This window comes from Pseudomonas sp. 8209, from assembly GCF_028682105.1.
In the GTDB taxonomy this organism is placed as follows: domain Bacteria; phylum Pseudomonadota; class Gammaproteobacteria; order Pseudomonadales; family Pseudomonadaceae; genus Aquipseudomonas; species Aquipseudomonas palmensis.
In genome coordinates this window covers 37,561-60,990 of record NZ_JANIAH010000013.1, presented here as the reverse complement: position 1 = coordinate 60,990, position 23,430 = coordinate 37,561, and the positions used below count along the sequence as shown (strand labels likewise).

At 65.9% G+C, this 23,430-nt stretch carries 19 protein-coding genes; 5 read left to right on the top strand and 14 right to left on the bottom strand.

Annotation, left to right across the window (positions count from 1 at the left end):
- The first annotated feature begins 12 nt into the window (after positions 1-12).
- The 4 genes from aceF to NP552_RS24035 all read left to right on the top strand — a co-directional run bounded on the left by aceF (position 13) and on the right by NP552_RS24035 (position 6,038).
- On the top strand, positions 13-1,650 hold the full coding sequence (aceF, locus tag NP552_RS24050; protein WP_213606437.1) for a dihydrolipoyllysine-residue acetyltransferase: 1,638 nt from the start codon (positions 13-15) through the stop codon (positions 1,648-1,650).
- Positions 1,651-1,967: 317 nt separating this feature from the next.
- On the top strand, positions 1,968-4,661 hold the full coding sequence (locus NP552_RS24045; RefSeq protein WP_043863653.1) for a sensor domain-containing phosphodiesterase: 2,694 nt from the start codon (positions 1,968-1,970) through the stop codon (positions 4,659-4,661).
- Positions 4,662-4,730: 69 nt separating this feature from the next.
- Positions 4,731-5,396 carry a peptide-methionine (S)-S-oxide reductase MsrA gene (gene msrA / locus NP552_RS24040; RefSeq protein WP_043863652.1) on the top strand — a complete coding sequence of 222 codons (666 nt, stop codon included), beginning with the start codon at positions 4,731-4,733 and terminating at the stop codon, positions 5,394-5,396.
- Between the two features lie 9 nt (positions 5,397-5,405).
- Entirely contained in the window at positions 5,406-6,038 is a 633-nt protein-coding gene (locus NP552_RS24035) for a glutathione S-transferase (RefSeq protein ID WP_054915994.1), read from the top strand.
- Positions 6,039-6,217: 179 nt separating this feature from the next.
- Here the strand turns inward: NP552_RS24035 and creD are convergent, their stop codons facing one another.
- The 4 genes from creD to rloA2 form a co-directional block, all read right to left on the bottom strand.
- Positions 6,218-7,552 carry a cell envelope integrity protein CreD gene (creD, locus tag NP552_RS24030; protein WP_054915995.1) on the bottom strand — a complete coding sequence of 445 codons (1,335 nt, stop codon included), beginning with the start codon at positions 7,550-7,552 and terminating at the stop codon, positions 6,218-6,220.
- A gap of 94 nt (positions 7,553-7,646) precedes the next feature.
- Positions 7,647-9,080 (bottom strand): two-component system sensor histidine kinase CreC, encoded by a 1,434-nt coding sequence (gene creC / locus NP552_RS24025; protein WP_043863649.1) that lies wholly within the window; start codon positions 9,078-9,080, stop codon positions 7,647-7,649.
- Positions 9,080-9,760, bottom strand: a complete 681-nt coding sequence (gene creB / locus NP552_RS24020; RefSeq protein ID WP_229588950.1) for a two-component system response regulator CreB — start codon at positions 9,758-9,760, stop codon at positions 9,080-9,082. The genes creC and creB overlap by 1 nt, the downstream gene beginning before the upstream one ends.
- Positions 9,761-9,901: 141 nt before the next feature.
- On the bottom strand, positions 9,902-10,402 hold the full coding sequence (gene rloA2, locus NP552_RS24015; protein WP_043863647.1) for a retropepsin-like aspartic peptidase RloA2: 501 nt from the start codon (positions 10,400-10,402) through the stop codon (positions 9,902-9,904).
- 180 nt (positions 10,403-10,582) lie between these two features.
- Here rloA2 and NP552_RS24010 point away from each other — a divergent pair, with 180 nt between their 5' ends.
- Positions 10,583-11,473 (top strand): acyltransferase, encoded by an 891-nt coding sequence (locus NP552_RS24010; protein ID WP_043863646.1) that lies wholly within the window; start codon positions 10,583-10,585, stop codon positions 11,471-11,473.
- Here the strand turns inward: NP552_RS24010 and NP552_RS24005 are convergent.
- The 10 genes from NP552_RS24005 to NP552_RS23960 all read right to left on the bottom strand — a co-directional run bounded on the left by NP552_RS24005 (position 11,470) and on the right by NP552_RS23960 (position 23,421).
- Complete coding sequence (locus NP552_RS24005) at positions 11,470-12,627, bottom strand: glutathionylspermidine synthase family protein (RefSeq protein WP_043863645.1); 1,158 nt, start codon at positions 12,625-12,627, stop codon at positions 11,470-11,472. The genes NP552_RS24010 and NP552_RS24005 overlap by 4 nt on opposite strands.
- A 9-nt stretch (positions 12,628-12,636) precedes the next feature.
- Positions 12,637-13,332 carry a DUF1190 domain-containing protein gene (locus tag NP552_RS24000; RefSeq protein ID WP_058541810.1) on the bottom strand — a complete coding sequence of 232 codons (696 nt, stop codon included), beginning with the start codon at positions 13,330-13,332 and terminating at the stop codon, positions 12,637-12,639.
- Positions 13,333-13,347: 15 nt separating this feature from the next.
- Positions 13,348-13,776, bottom strand: a complete 429-nt coding sequence (locus NP552_RS23995) for a DUF350 domain-containing protein (protein WP_043863643.1) — start codon at positions 13,774-13,776, stop codon at positions 13,348-13,350.
- Between the two features lie 71 nt (positions 13,777-13,847).
- Positions 13,848-14,414 carry a DUF2780 domain-containing protein gene (locus tag NP552_RS23990; protein WP_043863642.1) on the bottom strand — a complete coding sequence of 189 codons (567 nt, stop codon included), beginning with the start codon at positions 14,412-14,414 and terminating at the stop codon, positions 13,848-13,850.
- A 172-nt stretch (positions 14,415-14,586) separates the two neighbouring features.
- Positions 14,587-16,941 (bottom strand): glucose/quinate/shikimate family membrane-bound PQQ-dependent dehydrogenase, encoded by a 2,355-nt coding sequence (locus NP552_RS23985; RefSeq protein WP_058541809.1) that lies wholly within the window; start codon positions 16,939-16,941, stop codon positions 14,587-14,589.
- A gap of 195 nt (positions 16,942-17,136) precedes the next feature.
- Complete coding sequence (fdhA, locus tag NP552_RS23980; protein WP_043863640.1) at positions 17,137-18,336, bottom strand: formaldehyde dehydrogenase, glutathione-independent; 1,200 nt, start codon at positions 18,334-18,336, stop codon at positions 17,137-17,139.
- Between the two features lie 124 nt (positions 18,337-18,460).
- A complete protein-coding gene (gene purU / locus NP552_RS23975) occupies positions 18,461-19,318 on the bottom strand; it encodes a formyltetrahydrofolate deformylase (RefSeq protein WP_043863639.1) in 858 nt (285 codons plus the stop codon).
- Positions 19,315-19,947: a sarcosine oxidase subunit gamma gene (locus tag NP552_RS23970; RefSeq protein ID WP_043863638.1), complete on the bottom strand. Its 633-nt coding sequence runs from the start codon at positions 19,945-19,947 to the stop codon at positions 19,315-19,317. The genes purU and NP552_RS23970 overlap by 4 nt, the downstream gene beginning before the upstream one ends.
- Before the next feature lie 130 nt (positions 19,948-20,077).
- The gene (locus NP552_RS23965) at positions 20,078-23,095 is read right to left on the bottom strand and encodes a sarcosine oxidase subunit alpha (protein WP_274097218.1); all 3,018 of its coding nucleotides are present in this window, start codon (positions 23,093-23,095) and stop codon (positions 20,078-20,080) included.
- Positions 23,092-23,421, bottom strand: coding sequence for a sarcosine oxidase subunit delta (locus NP552_RS23960; protein ID WP_043863636.1), 330 nt, complete (start codon positions 23,419-23,421; stop codon positions 23,092-23,094). Before NP552_RS23960 ends, NP552_RS23965 begins: the two co-directional genes overlap by 4 nt.
- Between the last annotated feature and the right edge of the window lie 9 nt (positions 23,422-23,430).

Below are 23,430 nucleotides of genomic sequence, written 5' to 3'. Positions count from 1 at the left end.
GAGTATTTTTAAGTGAGCGAACTCATTCGCGTACCTGACATCGGCAGCGGTGAAGGTGAAATCATCGAGCTGTTCGTCAAAGTCGGCGACCGTATCGAAGCCGACCAGAGCCTGCTGACCCTGGAGTCGGACAAGGCCTCCATGGAGATCCCGGCCCCCAAGGCCGGTGTGATCAAGGCCCTGAAGGTCAAGCTGGGCGACCGCCTGAAAGAAGGCGACGAACTGCTGGAACTGGAAGTCGAGGGCGCCGCTGCGGCGCCCGAGGCACCGGCTGACGCTGCGCCTGCCGCCGAACAAAAGCCTGCTGCCGCCCCGGCTGCAGAGGCTGCCCCGGCACCGGCCGCTGCACCTGCGGCTGCCACTGTGCAGGACATCCACGTGCCGGACATCGGCTCGTCGGGCAAGGCCAAGATCATCGAGCTGCTGGTCAAGGTCGGCGACAGCGTCGAAGCCGACCAGTCGCTGATTACCCTGGAGTCCGACAAGGCCTCGATGGAAATCCCGTCGCCGGCTGCCGGCGTGGTGGAAAGCATCGGCGTCAAGCTCGAAGACGAAGTCGGCACTGGCGACTTCATCCTCAAGCTCAAGGTCCAGGGCGCCGCCGCGCCAGCAGCGCCTGGCGCTGCTGCACCGGCTGCCAAGGCTGAAGCGGCCCCGGCTGCTGCGCCTGCCGCCGCACCGGCTGCCAAGGCCGAAGCCGCACCGGCCCCGGCCGCTGCGCCAGCGCCAAGCGGTGCCAAGGTTCACGCCGGCCCTGCCGTGCGTCAGCTGGCCCGCGAGTTCGGCGTCGAGCTGAGCGCCGTGGCTGCCAGCGGCCCGCACGGCCGCGTGCTCAAGGAAGACGTGCAGGTGTACGTCAAGGCCATGATGCAGAAGGCCAAGGAAGCACCGGCTGCCGGCGCGACCGGTGGTGCGGGCATCCCGCCGATCCCGGCAGTCGACTTCAGCCGCTTCGGTGAAACAGAAGAAGTGCCGATGACCCGCCTGATGCAGGCTGGCGCCACCAACCTGCACCGCAGCTGGCTGAACGTGCCGCACGTGACCCAGTTCGACAGCGCCGACATCACCGAGCTGGAAGCCTTCCGCGTTGCGCAGAAGGCCGTGGCCGAGAAAGCCGGCGTCAAGCTGACCGTGCTGCCCTTGCTGCTCAAGGCCTGTGCGCACCTGCTCAAGGAACTGCCGGACTTCAACGCGTCGCTGGCCCCTAGCGGCAAGGCGATCATTCGCAAGAAGTACGTCAACGTCGGTTTCGCCGTGGATACGCCAGACGGCCTGCTGGTCCCCGTGATCAAGAACGTCGACCAGAAGAGCCTGCTGCAGCTGGCTGCAGAAGCGGCGGCCCTGGCTGAAAAGGCCCGCACCAAGAAGCTTTCTGCCGACGACATGCAGGGCGCCTGCTTCACCATCTCCAGCCTCGGTCACATTGGCGGCACCGGCTTCACGCCGATCGTCAACGCGCCGGAAGTGGCGATCCTGGGTGTGTCCAAGGCCACCATCCAGCCGGTGTGGGATGGCAAGGCGTTCCAGCCAAAGCTGATGCTGCCGCTGTCGCTGTCGTACGATCACCGCGTGATCAACGGTGCCGCTGCCGCGCGCTTCACCAAGCGCCTGGGCGAGCTGCTGACCGACATCCGCACCATGCTGCTGTAACTGCTGCCCGCCGTGCTCCCCTGCCGGGGAGCACGGACACTGTTTTCGAGCTGCCACGCTCGTACCTCAACCCCGCCATCTGGCGGGGCTTTTTTTGCCTGCGATTCATGCCGTGCCGCTCAACGTCCCACCTTGAGCGGCACCGCCAGACGCAATCCGTCGCGGCATTACTGAAGAATTTGTACCTGTCAGCCGATACAGATCAAGCCAGGCCACTCTATTGCTTGTCAGCCTCAAGCACATGATGCAACCTTGCTCAAACGCGTAGCAGCACTTCGCCCAGCCCGCGCCAACAGCCTTCTTGAAGCGAGCTTCCCATGAAAAGCCAACCTGATGCCGCCAGCCGTACGGTGGCCGAGGTAGTGACGCAGTTGCCGGTGCCTTCGCGGCTCGGCATGCTGCGTTTCGAGCGGCTGAATGAGGCCAGCTGGGCCATGCTGTTCCTCGACCCGGGCTGCGAGCGTCAGTTCGGCCAGGCGGCCGTCGACCTGTGTGCGCTGATCGGCTCGCCCTATGCCAGCCTGATGGAGCCCGAGGCACGCTACAAGCTGCACGACACCATCGAGCTGCAACTGGCGCAGCGTCCGTACTACCTGGTGCGTTATACCCTGCACACCAGCCTGGGCCCGCTCAATATGCTGGAGCTGGGCGAAGCCTACCGGCAGCACAACCGCCAGTTGCTGCGCGGCTATCTGCTGGTGCTCGATGCCCAGCCCAACGACACACCCGACCTTTCGGCGGCAGAACTCGAAACCCGCAACAACCGCCTGCAGATCGCCCTGCAGCTCAACCAGCAGGCGCAGCAGGAACAGCTCGAGCACCTGGAGCGTGTACGCGCCCAGCAAGACCTGATCCTGCGCCTGGCGCGCCAGCGCTACAGCGCCGACAACTCGCTGCAGGAAGCCGCCGAGCTGATCACCCGCAGTGCCTGCGAAATCTACAGCATCGACTGCGCCAGCATCTGGTACCTGGAAGGCCAGCAACTGGAACCGATCTCGGCGTTCTACCGCGCCACCCAGGAGTACCGCCTGCCCGAGGCGATCGATGCCGGGCGATTTCCCGACTACCTCGAGGCGCTGCACACCAGCCGCGCCATCGATGCGCACAACGCGGCGCGCGACCCACGCACCCGCGAAATCTCCGAGAGCCTGCGCCAGCGCGGTATCCACGCCATGCTCGATGCCAGCATCCGCATCGACGGCCAGGTGGTCGGCGTGCTCTGCCTGGAACACAGCGGCTCGACCCGGGCCTGGCAATCGGATGAAATCGCCTTTGCCGGCGAGCTGGCCGACCAGTTCGCCCAGGTCATCAACAACCACAACCGGCGCACCGCCACCAGCGCCCTGCACCTGTTCCAGCGCGCGGTGGAACAAAGCGCCAACGCCTTTCTGCTGGTCAACCGCGATGGCGTGGTGGAATACGTCAACCCCAGCTTCACCGAGATCACCCAGTACACACCCGAAGAGGTGCATGGCCACCGCCTGTCCGAGCTCACCGCACTGGAGAACCTCAGCGAGCTGCTGTTCGACTCGCCATCGAGCCTGGCCATGGGCAACAGCTGGCAGGGCGAATTCAAGAGCCGGCGCAAGAACCTCGAGCCCTACTGGGGCCAACTGTCGATCTCCAAGGTGTATGGCGACAACCGCGAGTTGACCCACTACATCGGCATCTACGAAGACATCACCCAGAGCAAGCTGGCCCAGCAGCGCATCGAACGCCTGGCCTACACCGACAACCTCACCAGCCTGGGCAACCGCCCGGCGTTCATCCGCAGCCTCGACGAGCGCTTCGAGCGCGACAGCGACAGCCCCATCTGCCTGCTGCTGGTGGACATCGACAACTTCAAGCGCATCAACGACAGCCTCGGGCACCAGACCGGCGACAAGCTGCTGATCAGCCTGGCCCGGCGCCTGCGCAACAGCCTGAGCCCCGGTGGCAGCCTGGCGCGTTTTGCCAGCAACGAGTTCGCCGTGCTGCTGGAGGACAGCAGCCTGGATGCCGGCCAGCAGGTGGCCCAGCAGTTGCTCAACACCCTCGACAAGCCGATGTTCGTCGACAACCAGCTGATCAGCGTGACCGGCTCGGTGGGCCTGGCGTGTGCGCCGCTGCACGGGCGCGACCCGCAGACCCTGATGAAGAACGCCGGCCTGGCCCTGCACAAGGCCAAGGCCAACGGCAAGCACCAGGTGCAGGTGTTCACCGAGGCGCTCAACGCCGAGGCCAGCTACAAGCTGTTCGTGGAAAACAACCTGCGCCGCGCCCTGACCCAGAACGAACTGGACGTGTTCTACCAGCCCAAGCTGTGCCTGCGCAGCGGCCGCCTGCTCGGCCTGGAGGCCTTGCTACGCTGGAACCACCCGGAGCGGGGCATGATCCGCCCCGACCAGTTCATCAGCGTGGCCGAGGAAACCGGGCTGATCATCCCCATCGGCAAGTGGATCGCGCGCCAGGCCTGCCGCATGAGCCAGCTGCTGAGCACCGAGGGCATGGGCAACCTGCAGGTGGCGATCAACCTGTCGCCCAAGCAGTTCTCCGACCCGGAGCTGGTCAGCTCGATCGCCAACATCCTCAAGGAAGAAGCCCTGCCGCCACACCTGCTGGAACTGGAACTGACCGAGGGCCTGCTGCTCGAAGCCACCGAGGATACCCACCGCCAGCTCGACGAGCTCAAGCAACTGGGCCTGACCCTGGCCATGGACGACTTCGGCACCGGCTACTCCTCGCTCAGCTACCTGAAGAAATTCCCGATCGACATCATCAAGATCGACCGCAGCTTCATCCACGAGATCCCGGACAACCAAGACGATATGGAAATCACCTCGGCAGTGGTGGCCATGGCTCACAACCTCAAGCTCAAAGTGGTGGCCGAAGGCATCGAGACCGCCGAACAGCTGGCGTTCCTGCGCCGCCACCGCTGCGACGTCGGCCAGGGCTACCTGTTCGACCGGCCGATCCCCGGCAGCGAGCTGATCGAAAAACTCAAGCGCTATCCGCGTGGCCCAATCGCCTGACAGCGGCGAAACACTCGGGCACACTACGGGTCTACCCCCTACACATCCTGCCTTGAAGAGGAACCGCCCATGGTCCTGCGCTCGGAGATTCTGGTGAACAAAAACGTACTGCCTGCCGCCGAACAGGCGCTGCCGGGTCGCGAGACCCCGATGACGCTGCCCGAGAAGCATTTCGTGTTCGAAGACACCCCGCTGCTGGGCCCGTTCTTCGAAGACGTCGATTTCGCGATCTTCGGCCTGGGCTGCTTCTGGGGTGCCGAGCGGCGCTTCTGGCAGCGTGAAGGTGTGGTCAGCACCGTGGTCGGCTACGCCGGCGGTTTCACCCCCAACCCCACCTACGAAGAAGTCTGCTCGGGCCTGACCGGCCACACCGAAGTGGTGCTGGTGGTGTTCGACAAGGCCAAGGTCAGCTACCAGGACCTGCTGACCATGTTCTGGGAGCTGCACAACCCCACCCAGGGCATGCGCCAGGGCAACGACGTCGGCACCCAGTACCGTTCGGCCATCTACTGCACCAGCCCCGAACAGCTGGAACTGGCCGAGGCCAGCAGGCAGGCCTACCAGGCCGAGCTGAACAAGGCCGGTTTCGGCCAGATCACCACCGAGATCGCCCAGGCACCGACCGTGTACTTCGCCGAGGCCTATCACCAGCAGTACCTGGCCAAGAACCCGAATGGCTACTGCGGCATCGGCGGCACTGGCGTGTGCCTGCCACCCAGCCTGCAAGGCAACTGAGGCCACGCCATGAGCACACCGAGCATGACCCTGTTCCATGCCGCCGCCTCGCCGTTCGTGCGCAAGGTTCGCGTGCTGCTGCACGAAACCGGGCAGGCCGAGCGGGTAGCCCTGCATCCCGTCGACCTGAGCCCGATCAAGACCGATGCCGAGCTGAACCTGGGCAACCCGGCGGGCAAGATCCCGGCGTTGCGCCTGGAGGACGGCACGGTGCTGCATGACAGCCGCGTGATCGTCGAGTTTCTCGACCATCAGCATGTGGGCAACCCGCTGATCCCGCGCGAGGGCCCGGCGCGCTGGCGGCGCCTGACCCTGGCGTCGCTGGCCGATGCGATCATGGACGCGGCGGTGGTGGCGCGCTACGAGACCTTCCTGCGCCCTGAGGACAAGCGCTGGACGCCGTGGGTCGACGCCCAGCAGGACAAGATCCGGCGCGCGCTGGCGCACCTGGAAGACGAGCACCTGGCCGAACTGGCCTCGGTGTTCGACGTAGCGGCAATCGGGGTGGCCTGCGCGCTAGGCTACATCGACCTGCGCCTGCCGGACCTTGGCTGGCGCGAGCGCCAGCCGAACCTGGCAGCCTGGTATGCCGAGGTGAGTCAGCGCGAATCGATGCTAAAGACCGCCCCTTCTGTGGCCTGATCGGGCCTCATCACGGGTCAAGCTCACCCCCACAGATCTGCTGCTGCCCTTGAGGCTTGTACCGGACCTGTGGGAGCGGGCTTGACCCGCGATGAAGTCGACGCTGATCTCGGCAGCCCAGATCAACCTGATTTCCCCCACCATCACAGCCCCCAGCGTGCGTTCCTCTCTCAATCCGCTCATTTCAAGATCCCCTGCCCAACCTGATACCAGTCCAGGCGGCGTGTCAGCACCATGAACACCCCAAGCAGGCCGAACAGCAGCAACGAGCCCATCAGCAGCGCGTAGTCCTCGGCGCCCAGCAGCCCGTAGAGCATCGCGTACAGCACCAGCAAGCCCGCCGCAAACCCCAGCCCGCGCGCCAGGCTGCGCAGCACGTGGCACAGGTAGAAGCCGATCAGCAGCACGCAGCCGCCCGCCGACAGCGCATACGCCAACCCGAACCCCAGGTGCTCCGACAACGACAGCAACAGCAGGTAGAAGAACGCCAGGGCCACACCCACCAGCGCGTACTGGATCGGGTGCACGCTGAGGTTCTTGAGAATCTCGAACAGGAAGAACCCGGCAAAGGTCAGCGCAATGAACAGCAGCGCATACTTGATCGCCCGCTCGCTCTTGAGGTACTGGTCCACCGGGTCGACGAAGCTCACGCCGAAACTGCGCCCGTGAAAGTCGTCGCAGGCGTTGTTGACCACGCACTGGGTCAGCGCATCCTCCAGGTTGGTGGAGAAGAACGAGGTCTGCCAGCGTGCGCTGAAGCCGTGGGCGTCGATCTCGCGGCTGATGGGCAGGTAGTTGCCGATGAAGCTTGGATGCGGCCAGTTCGCCGCCATGTTCACCGTGGTGCTGCGCCCTACCGGCAGCACATGCAGGCGCCCGGTGCCCTGCAGGCTCAGGTCGAAGGCGTAGTCCAGGCGGGTCTCGGCGCGGCCGTCGAGGTCGGGCAGCGCCACGTGCACACCGCCGCCCAGCCAGCCCAGCCCCGTGCCCGCGGCGAAGGCCAGCGACTGGCCATTCACGTTCAGTTCCAGGCTCTTCTCGATACCGCGGATATCGCTGATGCCCACGGCCAGAAACGCCGGGTCGAAGCGGTAATCGTCGAAGTCTTCGGTGATGCCCCACTGCGCCGGCACCTTGAATTGCCCGCTGATGCGGTTGTCGGCGTGGAACAGGCGCGCCTGGTAGATGCCCCGCGAACGCAACTCGGTGTCGACCTTGGCGTCGACCTCCAGGGTTTCGGGCAGAAAGTACAGATGCCCGGCCACCGTGCTGGTCTGCTGCTGGGTGCTGCCATCCACGGTTTTCCAGGTGCGCTGGATCTTGCGGTACGGCACCACCAGCAGCGGCCCGCTGATCTGCTGGCTGTAGCTGGAGCTCTGGGCGATGTCCTCGACCACACTGTCGCGCTGCTGCTGGCGGTCCTGGATCAGGCCGCCGATCATCAGCAGGGGTATCAGCAGCAACACGATCAGAAAGGCGATGGCGCCCAGTTTGATGCTCAGGGTTCGGTTCATGGGCAATGGCTCCGGTTTCGATGGAGCCAGTCTGCCCGCCGTACATGGAGGGGGTTGGGCGCTTGTGTGGAGTTATGTGGAGAGTGCGTGGAGCTCAGCCCAGCCGCTCGTTGGGCAGCCACAGGCGCACCCGCACGCCGTCCTCGACGTTGGCCACCTCCAGCGAGCCGCCATGCAGCTGCATCACTTCCTCGACGAAGTTCAGCCCAAGGCCTGTGCTCTTGCGCCCCGTGCCCGGGCGCGGCAGCGAGTAGAAGCGCTCGCTGAGCCGGCCCAGGGCATAGTCCGGGATCGCCGCCCCCTGGTTGTACAGGCTCAGCGCCAGCCGTGGGCCCCGTGTCTCCAGGTCGACCACCAGCAGGCCGCCCGGCGGGGTGAAGTCCAGGGCGTTCTCCAGCAGGTTGCCGATGGCCTGGCGCAGCAGAAACGGCTCGCACAGCAGCCGCACGCTGGCCGGTACCCGCTGGCGCACCTGCAGGCCGGCGCTTTCGATGCGCGCGCTCTGGGCCAGCAGCACCTCGTCCACCAGCGCCGCCAGCGGCACCTGCTGCTGGTCTTCCAGGCCCTGGCGCTGCTCGACCTGGGCCAGGTCCAGCAGCCGCTCGATCAACTGCTGCATGCGCGCGCTCTCGCTTTCGATATTGCTGGCAAAGCGTTGGCGCTGCTCGTCGCTCATCGGCCCCTGCAGCAGCTCGCTGGCCCCGCGAATCGCCGCCAGCGGGCTTTTCAGCTCGTGGGTCAGGGTATGCACGTAGCGCTCCACATACGCCCTGCCCTCCAGCTGCGTGCGCATGCGCTCCACCGCACCGGCCAGTTGCGCCAGCTCGCCGCCGCGGTAATGCGGCAAGGCCACGCGTTCACCCTCGCTGACCGCCTGTGCATAGCGCGTCAGCCGACGTAGCGAGCGCGCCAGCCACCACGACAGCCCGGCGCCCACCAGCAGGCCCAGCACGATCAGGCCAAGCCCCAGGTTGAACAGGCGCCGCTCGGAGCGATCGATGTACGGCTGCAACGACTTGTTCGGCTTGGCCACGGTGACCACGCCGATGATCTTGCCGGCATCGATGATCGGCGCCGCCACGTGCATCACCGACGACTCCGGGTCGTCCGGATCGCTGCGGGTGGAGCGGGCGCCATACTCGCCGCGCAGGGTCAGGTACACGTCGTTCCAGCGCGAATAGTCCTGGCCCAGGGCTTCGCCGCTGGAGTCGAGCAACACCTTGCCGTTGGCGTCGGTGACGTAGATGCGGTGGTTGACCTCGTTCTTGGCCAGGCCCCAGATATCGGCCCTGGGCTGGCGCTTGCCGTAAGCCTTGAGCAGCTCGGGCAGCCGGCCCTGGCCGAGGGTGCCGGCCTTGACCTCGTCGCGCAGAATCTCGGCCAGCAGGTTGGCGGTGTCCACCAGGGTTTCCTCGGTGGACTGGCGCACACCCGGGCGCACCTGTTCGCGCACGGTGTTGAGGATGAAGTAGCCGGTCAGCCCGACGAACAGGAAGTACACCAGGAAGATGCGGATGCCCAGGCGCATCAGCTGTGCCCGGGGCTGTAGCTGTAGCCCAGGCCGCGGTGGGTCTGGATAGGTTCGGCGTCGGCCTGCACGGTGCGCAGCTTGGCGCGCAGGCTCTTGATGTGGCTGTCGACGTTGCGCTCGTAGCCGGCCTCGGCCGGCACGCCGGTGGCATCCAGCAGTTGCTCGCGGCTGAACACCCGTTCGGGTTGTTCGAGCAGGCATTGCAGCAGGCGAAATTCGTGCCGGGTGAGGGTGAGCGATTGACCGCGATAGCTGATCTGCAGGCGCTGGGAGTCGATGCTGAAGGGCGTCTCGGGGGCCTCGGGTCCGCTGCGCGGGGTCATGCGCTTGAGGATGGCGCGTACCCGCGCCGCCACTTCACGCGGGCTGAAGGGTTTGACCACATAGTCGTCGGCACCGATCTCCAGGCCCACCACGCGGTCGATCTCCCCATCGCGGGCGCTGAGGAACATCACCGGCACCTCGCTGAAGCGGCGCAGCTGGCGGCAGGTTTCGAAGCCGTTGATATCCGGCAGGCCGATATCGAGAATGATCAGGTCAGCCGGGCGCTGACGCTGCTGTTCCAGCGCGGCGCTACCCAGGGTCACCCATTCGGTGCTGTGACCGTCGCCTTGCAGGGCAAAGATCAGGGTGTCGGCGATGGCCGCTTCGTCTTCGACAATCAGTATGTGGGGCATGGGCGGTGCAGGCCTGGCAGGTTTGGGTGCACTTGTAGGGGATTATCCCTCGACTGACAAGGCCCTGTCGCGGCTCAAGCCCGCTCCCACGGGAGAACGACGGCCCTTGTGGGAGCGGGCTTGAGCCGCGATGGATTCAACTCAGCATTCAGGCTTGCCCGCCGTAAACCGGCGCGCCGGGTTCACCGCCGCGCCGAACTCGCGCAGCGCCTTGGCCCCGATCAGCAGCGGGTAGTTGAAGCTGCTGCGGTCGGTCAGGTTGACCTCCACCGTGCGCTTGACGTCGCCCAGGCACAACTCCAGCTCCACCACCGGACGCTTGGCCGGGTCGGGTGCTTCGCCGTCCTCGTCTTCATCGGCGCGGCTCTTGATCTTGCTGATGCGCGCCACCTTGTGTTCATACACCTTGCCGTCGGCATCCTTGGTCGCCAGGCGGAACCGAACCCAGTCCTCACCATCGCGCTTGAAGCGCTCGATGTCCTTGGCCGACAGCGACGCGGTCAGCGCGCCGGTGTCCATTTTGGCCTTGAACGTCTGGTCGAGGTCCGCCACGCCAATGTATTCATAACGGCCATACAGGGTCGGCTCGGCGGCCATCACCGGCAAGGCCAGCAGGGAAAGCAGTGCAAGTACGGATTTCACCGGGTCAGCTTCCTTGAGAAAAGTCTGTGTTTAGACTGCCGCAGCAGCATAGGTTCGTCGCCACAGGGTATTCAACACAATGTGAAACATTTGTCCGCGCCGTGGGCTGCCCAGAATTTGGCCTGAACCGAATCCCTGCTTATCATGGCCGACCGCCTAACCGAAAATCAGAGTTTTCTTATGCGCCGCCTGCTTACCGGCAGTCTTGTGACCCTGCTGCTCTTGCTCAACACCCTGGTGCTGATCGGCCCGTTGCTGGTCTTCGCCCTGCTCAAGCTGGTACTGCCCGGCCGCTACCGCGACTACGCCTCGTGGGCGGTGATGTGGATCGCCGAGACCTGGGCCGAGATCGACAAGCTGATCTTCGCCCTGTGCATCCCCACCCGCTGGGACGTGCGCGGCGCCGCCGACCTGCGCCTGGACACCTCCTACCTGATGGTCAGCAACCACCAGAGCTGGGTGGATATTCCCGCGCTGATCCAGGTGTTCAACCGGCGCATTCCGTTCTTCAAGTTCTTCCTGAAAAAGGAACTGATCTGGGTGCCGTTCCTGGGCCTGGCCTGGTGGGCGCTGGACTACCCGTTCATGAAGCGCTACAGCAAGGCCTTCCTCGAACGCCACCCGCACCTCAAGGGCCAGGACCTGGAGATCACCAAGGCCGCCTGCGAGCTGTTCAAGCGCCAGCCGGTGACCGTGGTCAACTACCTCGAAGGCACCCGCTTCACCCCGGCCAAGCGCGATGCCCAGGGCTCGCCGTTCCGCCACCTGCTCAAGCCCAAGGCCGGCGGCGTGGCGTTCGTGCTCGCCGCGCTGGGCGAACAGCTCGACGCCCTGCTCGACGTGACCCTGGTGTACCCCGGCGACACCGCGCCGGGGTTCTGGGACCTGGTCAGCGGTGCAGTGCCGCGGGTGATCGTGGACATCCAGGTACGCGCACTGGACCCGGCCCTGTGGCGCGGCGACTACGAGAACGACCCGCAATTCCGGCGCAGCGTACAGGACTGGGTCAACCAGCTGTGGCACGACAAGGACGCGCGCATCGAGCAACTGCGCCAGGAGCTGCGCCGCTAGCCGATGATCGCGTGGGGCACGAAGCGGCTGCTGTCCTTGGTGATCAGCGAGTTGTCCTCGCGAATGCCGATGCCTGCCGGCTGATCGCCAACCACCCAGCTGCCGATCACCGTGTGGCTGCCGGCAAACCGTGGCAAGGCATGAAACTGCTGGATCACGTGGGGGCCACTGCCATACGGCCCCTCCTCCTTCACCCGCTGCCCGTCAGGGGTATGAATCTCCACATTCGCCCCCTCCCGCGAGAAGAACGGCTTGCGCACCCACCCCGGCGCCAGCGGCCGTTCGGGCGTGGCGTCGATGAATGCGGGCAGCAGGTTCGGGTGCCCTTCGTGCTGCTCCCACAGCAGCGCCAGCATGCCCTTGTTCGACAGCAGCGCCTTCCAGGGCGGCTCGACGAACAGCGTGCCGCTGCCGGCAATCGCCGGGCCGTAGCGGTCGTGGAACATGTCTTCCCACGGGTAGAGCTTGAACAGGCTGGGGATCGGCGCCCCACTGCGGTCGATGAAACGCCCGGCCGGGTTCAGGCCGATGTCTTCCACATCGATCAGGCGTGTATCGAGCCCGGCGGCGGTGGCAATGTCGCACAGGTACTGCACCGTGCCACGATCCTCCAGCGAGTCCCTGACCGAGGCAAAGTAGAACGGCGTGGCAAAGGTGTTGGCGCCGAACACCTGGCCGAGTTTCTCTTCAAGGCTGTTGAACTGGTCGGCATCGGCCGGCAGTACACCGCGCTGCATCTGCTGCTCAAGCCACAGGTACTGGAAGAAGCCGGCCTCGTACAGCGAGGTGGGTGTGTCGTAGTTGGCTTCCAGCAGCTTGGCCGGGCCGTGGCCGTCGTAGCTCAGGTCCATGCGCCCGTAGAAATGCGGGTGCCCGTCGCGCCATGAGCGGCGGATCAGGTCGCGGTAGTCACGCGGGATGGCCAGGCGGTCGAGCAGCTCTTCGCTGTCCACCGCCCGCGCCACCAGGTCCATGCACAGCTCGTGCAACTGGCGGGTGGGTTCTTCGAGGTCGTCCTCGATCTGGCGCAGGGTGAACTGGTAGCACGCCGACTCGTCCCAGTACGGCTCGTCGCCGAAGGTGTGGAACCTGAAGCCGTAGTGTTCGGCGGTGGCTTTCCAGTCCGCGCGCGGGGTGCAGGCAATACGTTTCATCGCCCGCCCTCAGGAACCGAAACCGAAGCCGCCACGGCCTGGTACATGGGCCGCGAAGCCGGGGTGGCTGCCCACCGTCCAGGGCCGTGCCGAGGCCATGAAGCGCGCCGGCAGCACCGACGCATGGGCATCGGCACCAGCCCCGCCGTTGAAACGGCTGGACGGCGCGTGGTCCTCGACCAGCCCGGCATACTGGTTGCCGCTGTTGACCTGGTCGGTCAGCGAGCTGGCCCTGAACCCTTCGCGCCCTTCACGCTCGTGGTAGATCGCCTCCGACAGGTAGCGCGGCTCGACATTGACGTAGTCGTAGCGGCCACCGCCGCCGCCATACACGGCCGACGAGGTGGTGCTGGAGGTCTGGTTCAGCCCGTCGTCATACACCTGGCGCTCGGTGGTCAGGGCGAAGCCTTGCATGCGCGGCATGTGAAAGCTCGCGCCCTGACCTGGCTCGCACTGCTCGAAGCTGGCCAGGCAGTCTTCCAGGCGGGTGAAGCGTGGGGCGTTGGCATCGTGGTGCTGGCGGGCGACGTTCCAGGCGTTGTCGCACACCGAACGGCTTACCCCGGCCAGGGCGCAGCTGTCGACGTCCTGGTAACGCTTGACCTCGCTGACCACGCGGGTGGCGCTGCGATCACTGTCACAGGCGGCCAGCGCCAGCGGCAGGCTGCCCAGGGCAATCAGCCGAATGCTCGTGCTGCGTTTCATGGCTGTGCTCCGCTGTCAGGCCGCTGGGGTCATGCACGCGGCATTGAGCATGCCGATGCCGATGGCCACGGCGGCCAGCAAGATGGCGGCCGCGTTTTCCTGACGGCGGATACGCTCGTCCATGCCCTTGACCACCACGCTGACCACCACGAACGCGAGCAACTGCACGGCGCCGGCGATCACCGACCACAGCAGGAAGTCGAGCAGCGAGATCGAATGGGAGATGGCCCCGGACACGGGAATGGCGAAACCCAGCAGCGCACCGCCCAGGGCGATGGCGGCAGCGCTGTTGCCTTCGCGGATCAGGGCAAATTCGTTGTAGGGGGTCAGGCGGGTATAGATGAACGCATAGAGTGCGAACAGCACGGCGGCGCCGGCCATGTAGAACAGAAAACCCAGCACGGCATCGGCCGGCAGGGACATCTTCAGGGCATCCATGAACATCGGGGTCGCACTTCCTTGCTTGAACGGGGCGGGACATATACCACACCGCCCCGCCTCGGCAAACCGCCGGCTTACACCGAAGGCACGGCGGCCGGGGTGCCCCAGATGCCGCCCAGGCTCTGCAGCAGCGAACCGGCCACGCCCTGCTGGCCCAGGTACTGCAGGATCAGCGGGGCGAACTGGGCGATCATGCCGGTGTTCATGCCCAGGGCGCCGAAGGCGTTGTTCAGGTCGTCGGTGTCCTTGACGTTGCCCAGTGCGTTGCTCAGGGCCGAGGAATTGCCGCTCTTGCCGAGCAGCTCGCCCAGGCCGCTGAGGCCGCCCAGGGCATTGTCGCCGGACAGCAGGTCAAGGCCGGGCACGGCCTTGCTCAGTTGCGAGTAGTCGCTGCTGCTGAGCTGATGCCTGGCCAGGCCCAGCAGCGCGCCGGTGCCGCCAATGGCCTGTTCGGGGGTGATATCGAGTTGGTCGCCCAGGGTATTGAGCAGGTTGGCCGAGGGGGCCGGGGCTTGAACGGCAGCGTCCTGCTGTTTGTTGCCTTGCATGGCAGATACGGCGTTGGCGGCATCGTTGAGATTGAAGGCCAGGGCCGAGGTGGTGGCGAGTGCCAGCAGGGAGAGCAGTGCGAAACGTTTCATGGGGCGGACCTCGTAGGAAAGCGAGGTTTCGACCCGTATCTGCGGTGAATGTTCCGCCGTCATCGACTGTAGGAGCCGGCCTTGCCGGCGAAAACAGCACCGCGATATCAGGGGTACGCGGTGGCCGCTTTCGCCAGCAAGGCTGGCTCCTGCAACAGAATGGCAACCCGCCCTAGGGCAAGGCGTACGCAATCACGTAATCACCCCGATCCGGGGACTGACGCGCACCGCCAGCACTGATCAGGATGTATTGCTTGCCGGTCTTGGGCGACACGTAGGTCATCGGCCCCGACTGGCTGCCCACCGGCAGACGCGCCTTCCAGATCTCGTTGCCGTTGCCCGAGTCGAACGCACGCAGGTAGAAGTCCTGGGTGCCGGCAAAGAACAGCAGGCCCGACTGGGTCGACAGCGAAGCGCCCAGGGTCGGCATGCCGATCGGGATCGGCAGGTGCATGCGGATGCCCAGCGGCCCGGTGTCCTGCACGGTACCGACCGGCACCTGCCACATCAGTTTCCTGGTCTTCAGGTCGATGGCCGACATGGTGCCGAACGGCGGCTTCTGGCACGGAATACCGGCCGCGGACAGGAAGCGCTGGCGCATCGCGCCATACGGCGTACCGTCCTGCGGCACCACACCCATCTCGATGCCGCTGGCACCTTTGGGAATGTCTGCACGCGGGATCATGTAGTTGGCCAGGCCCAGACGCATGTCGTTGACGAACATGTAGTTGCTGGTCGGGTCGACCGACACGCTACCCCAGTTCATGCCACCCAGCGACCCGGGGAACTGCAACGCCGGGTCCAGCCCTGGCGGGGTGTACACACCCTCGTGGCGCATGCCCTTGAACGAGATGCGGCACAGCAGTTGGTCGAACGGGGTCGCGCCCCACATGTCCGACTCTTTCAGGGTCTGGTTGCCGATCGACGGCATCTCTACCGAGAACGGCTGGGTCGGCGAATAACGCTCGCCCGGCACGTTGCCCTGGGGCACCGGCTTCTCTTCGACCTTGGCAATCGGCACGCCGGTTTCACGGTTGATCACGAAGATCTCGCCCTGCTTGGTCACCTGGGCCAGCGCCGGTTGCACGCCACCCTTGTCATCCGGGATGTCGTACAGCAGCGGCTGGGCCGGCAGGTCGAAGTCCCACAGGTCGTGGTGGGTGGTCTGGAAGTGCCAGCGCACCTGGCCGTTCTTCACGTCCAGCGCCACGATCGAGGAGCTGTACTTGTCGTCCAGTTCGGTACGGGTGCCGGCGAAGAAGTCCGGGGTGGCGTTGCCGGTCGGCAGGTACACCAGGCCCAGCTTGGCGTCATAGGACATCGCCGACCACACGTTGGGCGTGCCACGGGTGTAGGTCTGGCCTTCGGGCGGACGCTTGGTGATGTTCGGGTTGCCCGGGTCCCAGGCCCAGGCCAGCTCGCCGGTACGCACGTCATAGGCACGCACCACGCCCGGCGGTTCGCCGGTGGAGAAGTTGTCGGCCACGCGGCCACCGACGATCACCACATCACCGGCCACCAGCGGGGTGGAGGTCTGCTGGTAATAGCCCGGCTTGATCTCGCCCATGTCGACGCTCAGGTCGACCACGCCGTTATCGCCAAAGTCGGCACATGCTTCGCCGTTTTCGGCGTTGATCGCGATCAGGCGGGCATCGCCGGTGGGCAGGAACAGGCGCTTGGCGCAGGCCTGCGGGCCGGCGTCGGCGGCCAGCGGGGTTTCGGAGTAGCCCAGGCCACGGCAACGCTGCCAGTTCGGCGCGCTGCCCTTGGGGTCGAACATCCAGCGCTGCTTGCCGGTGTCCACGTCCAGGGCGAAGACCTTGCCGTAGGCGGTGCAGGAATACAGGGTGTCGCCGATCTGCAGCGGCGTGTTCTGGTCTTCGGCACCGGCGCCGGTGCTTTGCGGCACGTCACCGGTATGGAAGGTCCAAGCCACCTGCAGCTTGTCGACGTTGCCCTTGTTGATCTGGTCCAGCGCGGCAAAGCGGTTGCCGGCGGTGGTGTTGCCCCAGTGCGCCCAGTCCTTCTGCTCGGTGCCCGGCTTGACCGGCTGCACCGCAGGCTCGCTGCTGGCGGTGACCACGTGGGTGGGTACGAACATGTAGCCCAGGGTGGCGACCACGCCAACGGCCAGCACACCGGCCACCGCGAACGCGCCACGCCCGGCCGCACGACCGTCGGCGCGTTGCAGGCTCGGGAACACCAGCGCGATGACCAGGCCGATCACGGCAAAGGTCAGTACCCGCGAGACCAGCGGCCAGAAGTCCAGGCCGGCATCCCACACCGCCCAGATCGCGGTGAGTACCAGGGCCACCGCGTACAGCCAGGCGCCCGACGGCTTGCGCCGCGCGATCAGCACACCGCTGACCAGCATCGCCAGGCCCATCAGAAGGAAGTACCAGCTACCACCGAGGCTGCTCAGGTACGCACCGCCCCCTGCCAGCACCAGGCCGATCAGGGCGATCAGGATGCCCAGACCTCCCAGCAGCCACTTTGCGGTGCCCGGAGCACCTGCCTGTTCGTTCATGTGATTACCGTCCTAAACGTAGTGAAAAACCACCGTCAACAGTTGGCCGACCCAATCCCGAGCATAGTCGGCGCATTTAGGTAGCTTGCTTGTTAACCAGTTAGTACGTTTAAGGGTAACAAAAAATTGCGGGCTACTGCGACAATTTGTCTGTCAGCCCGGCTTCAGGGGCCTGAAACCGGGTAGACATTGGTCTTACGCTGCGCTGAACAGCGTGTGCGGGTCGATCACGAATTTCTTCGGCACGCCGGCATCGAACTCGCCGTAGCCCTCGGGCGCCTGATCCAGGCTGATGACCTGCACGCCGACCACCTCGGCGATGTTGATGCGGTCCCACATGATGGCCTGCATCAGGGCGCGGTTGTACTTCATCACCGGGGTCTGCCCGGTGTGGAAGCTGTGGGACTTGGCCCAGCCCAGGCCGAAACGGATGCTCAGGCTGCCCATCTTGGCTGCGGCATCCACCGCGCCCGGGTCTTCGGTCACGTACAGGCCGGGGATGCCGATCTTGCCGGCGACCCGCACCACCCCCATCAGCGAGTTGAGCACCGTGGCCGGCGCCTCGTGCTGGGCCCCGGCATGCCCGTGGCCACGGGCCTCGAAGCCCACCGCATCGACCGCGCAGTCCACCTCCGGCTCGCCCAGCAGGTTGGCGATCTGTTCGTGCAGCGGGGTGTCCTGGGACAGGTCGGCGACCTCGAAGCCCTGGGCCTTGGCATGGGCCAGACGTACCGGGTTCACATCACCGATGATCACCACCGCCGCGCCCAGCAGCCGCGCCGAGGCGGCAGCGGCCAGGCCGACCGGGCCGGCACCGGCCACGTACACCGTGCTGCCGGGGCCGACACCTGCGGTGACCGCACCGTGGTAGCCGGTGGGCAGGATGTCGGAGAGGCAGGTCAGGTCGCGGATCTTCTCCATGGCCTTGTCGCGGTCGGGCAGCTTGAGCAGGTTGAAGTCGGCGTAGGGCACCAGCACATACTCGGCCTGCCCGCCGGTCCAGTCGCCCATGTCGACATAGCCGTAGGCGCCGCCGGCGCGGGCCGGGTTGACGCTCAGGCACACGCCGGTGTGTTGTTCCTTGCACGAGCGGCAGCGCCCGCAGGCCACGTTGAACGGCACCGAGACCAGGTCGCCCAGTTGCAGGTTCTCGACGTCACGGCCTTTCTCGATGACCTCGCCGGTGATTTCGTGCCCCAGCACCAGGCCGGTCTGGGCGGTGGTACGACCGCGCACCATGTGCTGGTCGGAGCCGCAGATATTGGTGGAGACCACCCGCAGGATCACGCCGTGTTCGATCTTGCGCCCACGTGGGTCCTGCATTTTGGGATAGGGGATTGTTTGCACCTCGACCTTGCCTGCGCCCAGGTACACCACACCACGATTGCCAGACATGCTTTCACCTCGCTCGATTGTTGTTATGTCGCGCTGAATGTTCTGTCCGTCTTTCGGGCCTCATCGCGGGTCAAGCCCGCTCCCACAGTCCCTGTGGGAGCGGGCTTGACCCGCGATGCGCCCGCTACAGCACCACCGTGCGATTGGCGTTCAAAAACACCCGCCGCTCGATGTGATACCCCACCGCCCGCGCCAACGTCAGGCATTCGATATCGCGCCCGCGGGCAATCAGGTCTTCAGGGTAGTGGCTGTGATCCACGGCTTCCACGCCCTGGGCAATGATCGGGCCCTCGTCCAGGTCGTTGTTGATGTAATGCGCCGTGGCCCCCACCAGCTTCACGCCCTTGTTGTAGGCCTGGTGATACGGCTTGGCGCCCTTGAACCCCGGCAGCAGCGAGTGATGGATGTTGATCGCCCAGCCATCCAGGCGTCGGCACAGCTCCGGCGACAGCACCTGCATGTAGCGCGCGAGGATCACCAGCTCGGCGCCGGACGCCTCGATCACCTGCAGCACCTTGCGCTCCTGCGCCGGCTTGTCCTGCGGGTCGAGGGCAAAGTGGTAATAGGGGATGCGGTGCCAGTGCGCCAGCGGCTCCAGGTCCGGGTGGTTGGAAATCACCGCCACCACGTCCATCGCCAGCTGGCCGATGCGCTGGCGGTACAGCAGGTCGTTGAGGCAATGATCGGCCTTGGACACCATGATCACCACCTTGGGCCGGTGCCTGGGCGCAGTCAGCTCGAAGGTCATGCCGAACGCTTCGCCACGGGCGGCCAGGCCTGCGCGAAAGGCCTGCTCGTCGAATGCCTCGGGCTGGCGAAACTCCACCCGTATGAAGAACCGCGCCGACAGCCGGTCATCGAACGAATGATGCTCGGTGACGTAGCACTGCTGCTCGTACAAGTAGCGCGTCACCGCGTCCACCGTACCCAGCAGGCTGGGGCAGTCGGCGGTAAGGATCCAGGTGTCCGGCGCACGGCTCATGAGGCGATGCTCAGGCCATGTTCGGCGCAGGCATCCTGCAGCCACAGCCACCAGTAGTCGCTGAAGCTGCGCCGGATCAGCAGCTCCCAGGTGTCCTCGCCGGTGCGCCGGATCACCAGCTGGGACTTGGCGAACACCGTGCCCACCGCCTTGCCCACCGGGAAGTTGTTGGGGTGCACGTCGTAGCTGGTGGACTTCATCAGCACCTCGCGCACCCTGGGCCCGCTCAGTTCGAGCAGGGTCTGTCCGCCGCTGACGTTGACCACCTGGATGTGTTGCCCGTCGAGGGCTTCGCGCAGCTTCTGCTCGGCGGCCAGCTCCTCGCCACCGGGCACGATCAGCAGCCACTCGTCGGGGCCCATCCACTGCAGCGAGGTCTCGCCGCTGGCGACCACGGTGAGTGCGACCGGCAGTTCCAGGCCCAACGCCTGTTGCACGCCGCTGACGAAAGCCGGGTCGTGGGCGTTGCCGCGCAGGGTCAGGTGGCCGAGGAACTTCTTCTCGCGCAGGGTCACGCCGGGGTTCTTGCGGCCCTTGCCGACCAGGCTGGGCAGGTCGGCGTGATGCAGGGGTGATTCGGCCCTGGCGTCAGTCTCGGGGCGTTGCGGGTAGACGTTGATTGCGCTCATTACATACCTGCCTTGAATTCAGTAGTGCTGTGATCTCTTTGTAGGAGCCGGCCTTGCCGGCGAAGCCCGCGACCCGGTTGCAACCCGGTGCGCGGTGGTCGCTTCGCCAGCAAGGCTGCTCCTGCAACCATCAGATGTTCTGCCGCTCACCCTTCGGATCAAAGAACACCGAGGCGCAGATCTCGGCCTCGATCACGCTGCCATCGGCCTGCGGCGAAAACACCCGCTCGCCCATGCGTTTGAGCCCGCCCTTGACCACCCCCATGGCAAACGAATAGCCCAGCGAGTTGCTCGCGTAGCTCGAGGTCACGTGCCCCACCATGTCCATCGGAATCGGCTGTTTGGGGTCCAGCACCAGCTGCGCGCCCTCGGGCAACCACTGGCTCGGGTCCACCGGCTTGAGCCCCACCAGCTGCTTGCGGTTCTCGCGCACGCAGTCTTCCCGGTTCATGCCGCGCCAGCCGATCCACGAGAACGGCTTGGTGCGCCCCACGCACCAACCCATGTTCAGGTCGTCCGGGGTCATCGAGCCGTCGGTGTCCTGGCCGACAATGATGAAACCCTTCTCGGCGCGCAGCACGTGCATGGTCTCGGTGCCATAGGGGGTGAGGTTGTACGGCTTGCCGGCGGCGACGATCTGCTCCAGCACGCCCATCGCGTAATTGGCCTGCACGTTCACTTCATACGACAGCTCGCCGGTGAACGAGATGCGGAACACCCGCGCCGGCACCCCGCCCACCAGGCCCTCCTTCCAGCTCATGAACGGGAAGGCGTCCCTGTCCAGGTCGATGTCAGTCACTTCAGCCAGCAGCTTGCGGCTGTTGGGCCCCGACAGGGTCAGCGTGGCCCAGTGGTCGGTGACGGAGGTGAAGTACACCTTCAGCTCTGGCCATTCGGTCTGCTGGTAGATCTCCAGCCATTGCAGCACCCGCGCCGCGCCGCCGGTGGTGGTGGTCATCAGGAAGTGGTTGTCGCCCAGGCACGCGGTCACGCCATCGTCGAAAACCATGCCGTCTTCCTTGCACATCAGGCCGTAGCGCGCCTTGCCCACGTCGAGCTTGGTCCAGGCGTTGGTGTAGATGCGGTTGAGGAACTCGCGGGCGTCCGGGCCCTGAATGTCGATCTTGCCCAGGGTCGAGGCATCCAGCAGGCCGACGCTGTCGCGCACCGCCTTGCATTCACGGGCCACCGCCGCCTGCAGGTCTTCGCCGCCGCGGGGGAAATACCACGGGCGCTTCCACTGGCCGACGTCCTCGAACTCGGCGCCGTTCTTCACATGCCAGGCATGCAGCGCGGTGAAGCGCACCGGCTCGAACAGGTGGCCGCAATGGCGCCCGGCCACCGCGCCGAAGGTCACCGGCGTGTAGTTGGGGCGAAACATGGTGGTGCCCATCTGCGCAATGCCGATGCCCAGCGAGCGTGCGGCGATCGCCAGCCCGTTGATGTTGCCCAGCTTGCCCTGGTCGGTGCCGAACCCCAGCGCGGTGTAGCGCTTGACGTGCTCCACCGACTCGAAGCCTTCGCGGGTGGCCAGTTCGATGGCGGCCGCAGTCACATCGTTCTGCTGGTCGACGAACTGCTTGGGTGCCCGCGCAGTGTTGCGGTCATGGGGCACCTGGAACAGCGCCACGGTGGGCTCCTCCGGACGCACCAGCACCTTGGGCAGGACGCCCTCCACTGCCTTGAAACCGACCTCGGTGGCCGCACGCACGCCGCCTTCGAAACCGTCGGCCAGCGCATCGCCCAGGGCGAACACGCCATTGACGCCCCCCACGCACACGCGCTTCTGCGGCGCGTCGCCGGGCACGAAGCCGAGAATGTCGTCGCGCCACAGCGGCTTGCCGCCCAGGTGCGAAGCCAGGTGCACCACCGGGCTGTAGCCGCCCGATGTCGCCACCAGGTCGCAGTCCAGCCATTCGCCGGGGCTGGTGACCTGGTGTGCGGCCACGTCGATGGCTGCCACCCGCGCTGCCGTCACATGCTTGCTGCCGCGCGCCTCGATCACCGCGCTGGAGGTGAGGATGCGAATGCCCTTGGCACGTGCCTCCTCCACCAGCGAGCCACGCGGGTTGTGCCGCGCATCGGCGACCGCGACCACCTTGAGCCCGGCGTCGTGCCAGTCCAGCGCCACGCGATAGGCGTGATCGTTGTTGGTCGACAGCACCAGCTTGCGCCCCGGCGCCACGCCATAACGGCGCACGTAGGTAGATACCGCGCCGGCGAGCATGTTGCCCGGCACATCGTTGTTGCCGTACACCAGCGGCCGCTCGTGGGCACCGGTGGCCAGCACCACACGCCCGGCGCGCACACGGTGCATGCGCTGGCGCACCTGGCCGATGGGTGCGCGGTCGCCCAGGTGATCGGTGAGGCGCTGGTGGATCGTGAGGAAGTTGTGGTCGTGGTAGCCGTTGACCGTGGCCCGCGCCAGCAAGGTGACCTCGGGCATGCCCTGCAGCTCGTCGATCACCTTGGCCACCCACTCGGCGGCGGGCTGGCCGTCGAGGGTCTCGCGGGTATCGAGCAGGCTGCCGCCGAACTCCTCCTGCTCGTCGGCCAGGATCACCCGCGCCCCGCTGCGCCCGGCTGCCAGTGCCGCAGCCAGCCCGGCGGGGCCTGCGCCCACCACCAGCACATCGCAGTGGTGGTTCATGTAGTCGTAGCTGTCCGGGTCGTTTTCCAGCGGCGAACGGCCCAGGCCCGCAGCCTTGCGGATGTACTTCTCGTAGGTCATCCAGAACGACTGCGGGTACATGAACGTCTTGTAGTAGAACCCCGGCGGCATCAGCTTGCCGCCGACCTTGCCGAGGATGCCCATCACGTCGGTGTTCACGCTGGGCCAGCCGTTGGTGCTGGTGGCCACCAGCCCGGCGTACAGCGCCTGCTGGGTAGCGCGCACGTTGGGTACCTGGGTGGCCTCGCTGGCACCGATCTGCAGGATCGCGTTGGGCTCTTCGCTGCCGGCGGCGATGATGCCGCGTGGGCGCGAGTACTTGAAGCTGCGCCCCACGATGTCGACGCCATTGGCCAGCAGCGCGGCGGCCAGGGTGTCGCCCTGGTAGCCCTGGTAGCGCTGGCCGTTGAAGGTGAAGTCGAGGACCTGGCTGCGGTCGATACGACCGCCGTTGGGCAGACGATAGCGCTGGCTCATACCTTTTCTCCCTGGCCGGTGACAGCCAGCTGCGGGACGTTTTCCTGGGCGCGCGCCTGGGGCCTGGCACCAATCGGATAGGTTTCGAGAATCTCGTAGGTCACGGTGTCGCGGGTGGCGTTGAAGTACTGGCGGCAGCCCGCGGCATGGATCCACAGCTCGTGGTGCAGGCCGCGCGGGTTGTCACGAAAGAACAGGTAGTCGCCCCACTGCTCGTCGGTGCAGGCATTCGGGTCCAGCGGGCGCGGAATGTGCGCCTGGCCGGCGGCATGGAATTCTTCCTCGGAGCGCAGTTCGCCGCAGTGGGGACAGAAGATGTGCAACATGGAGTGTCT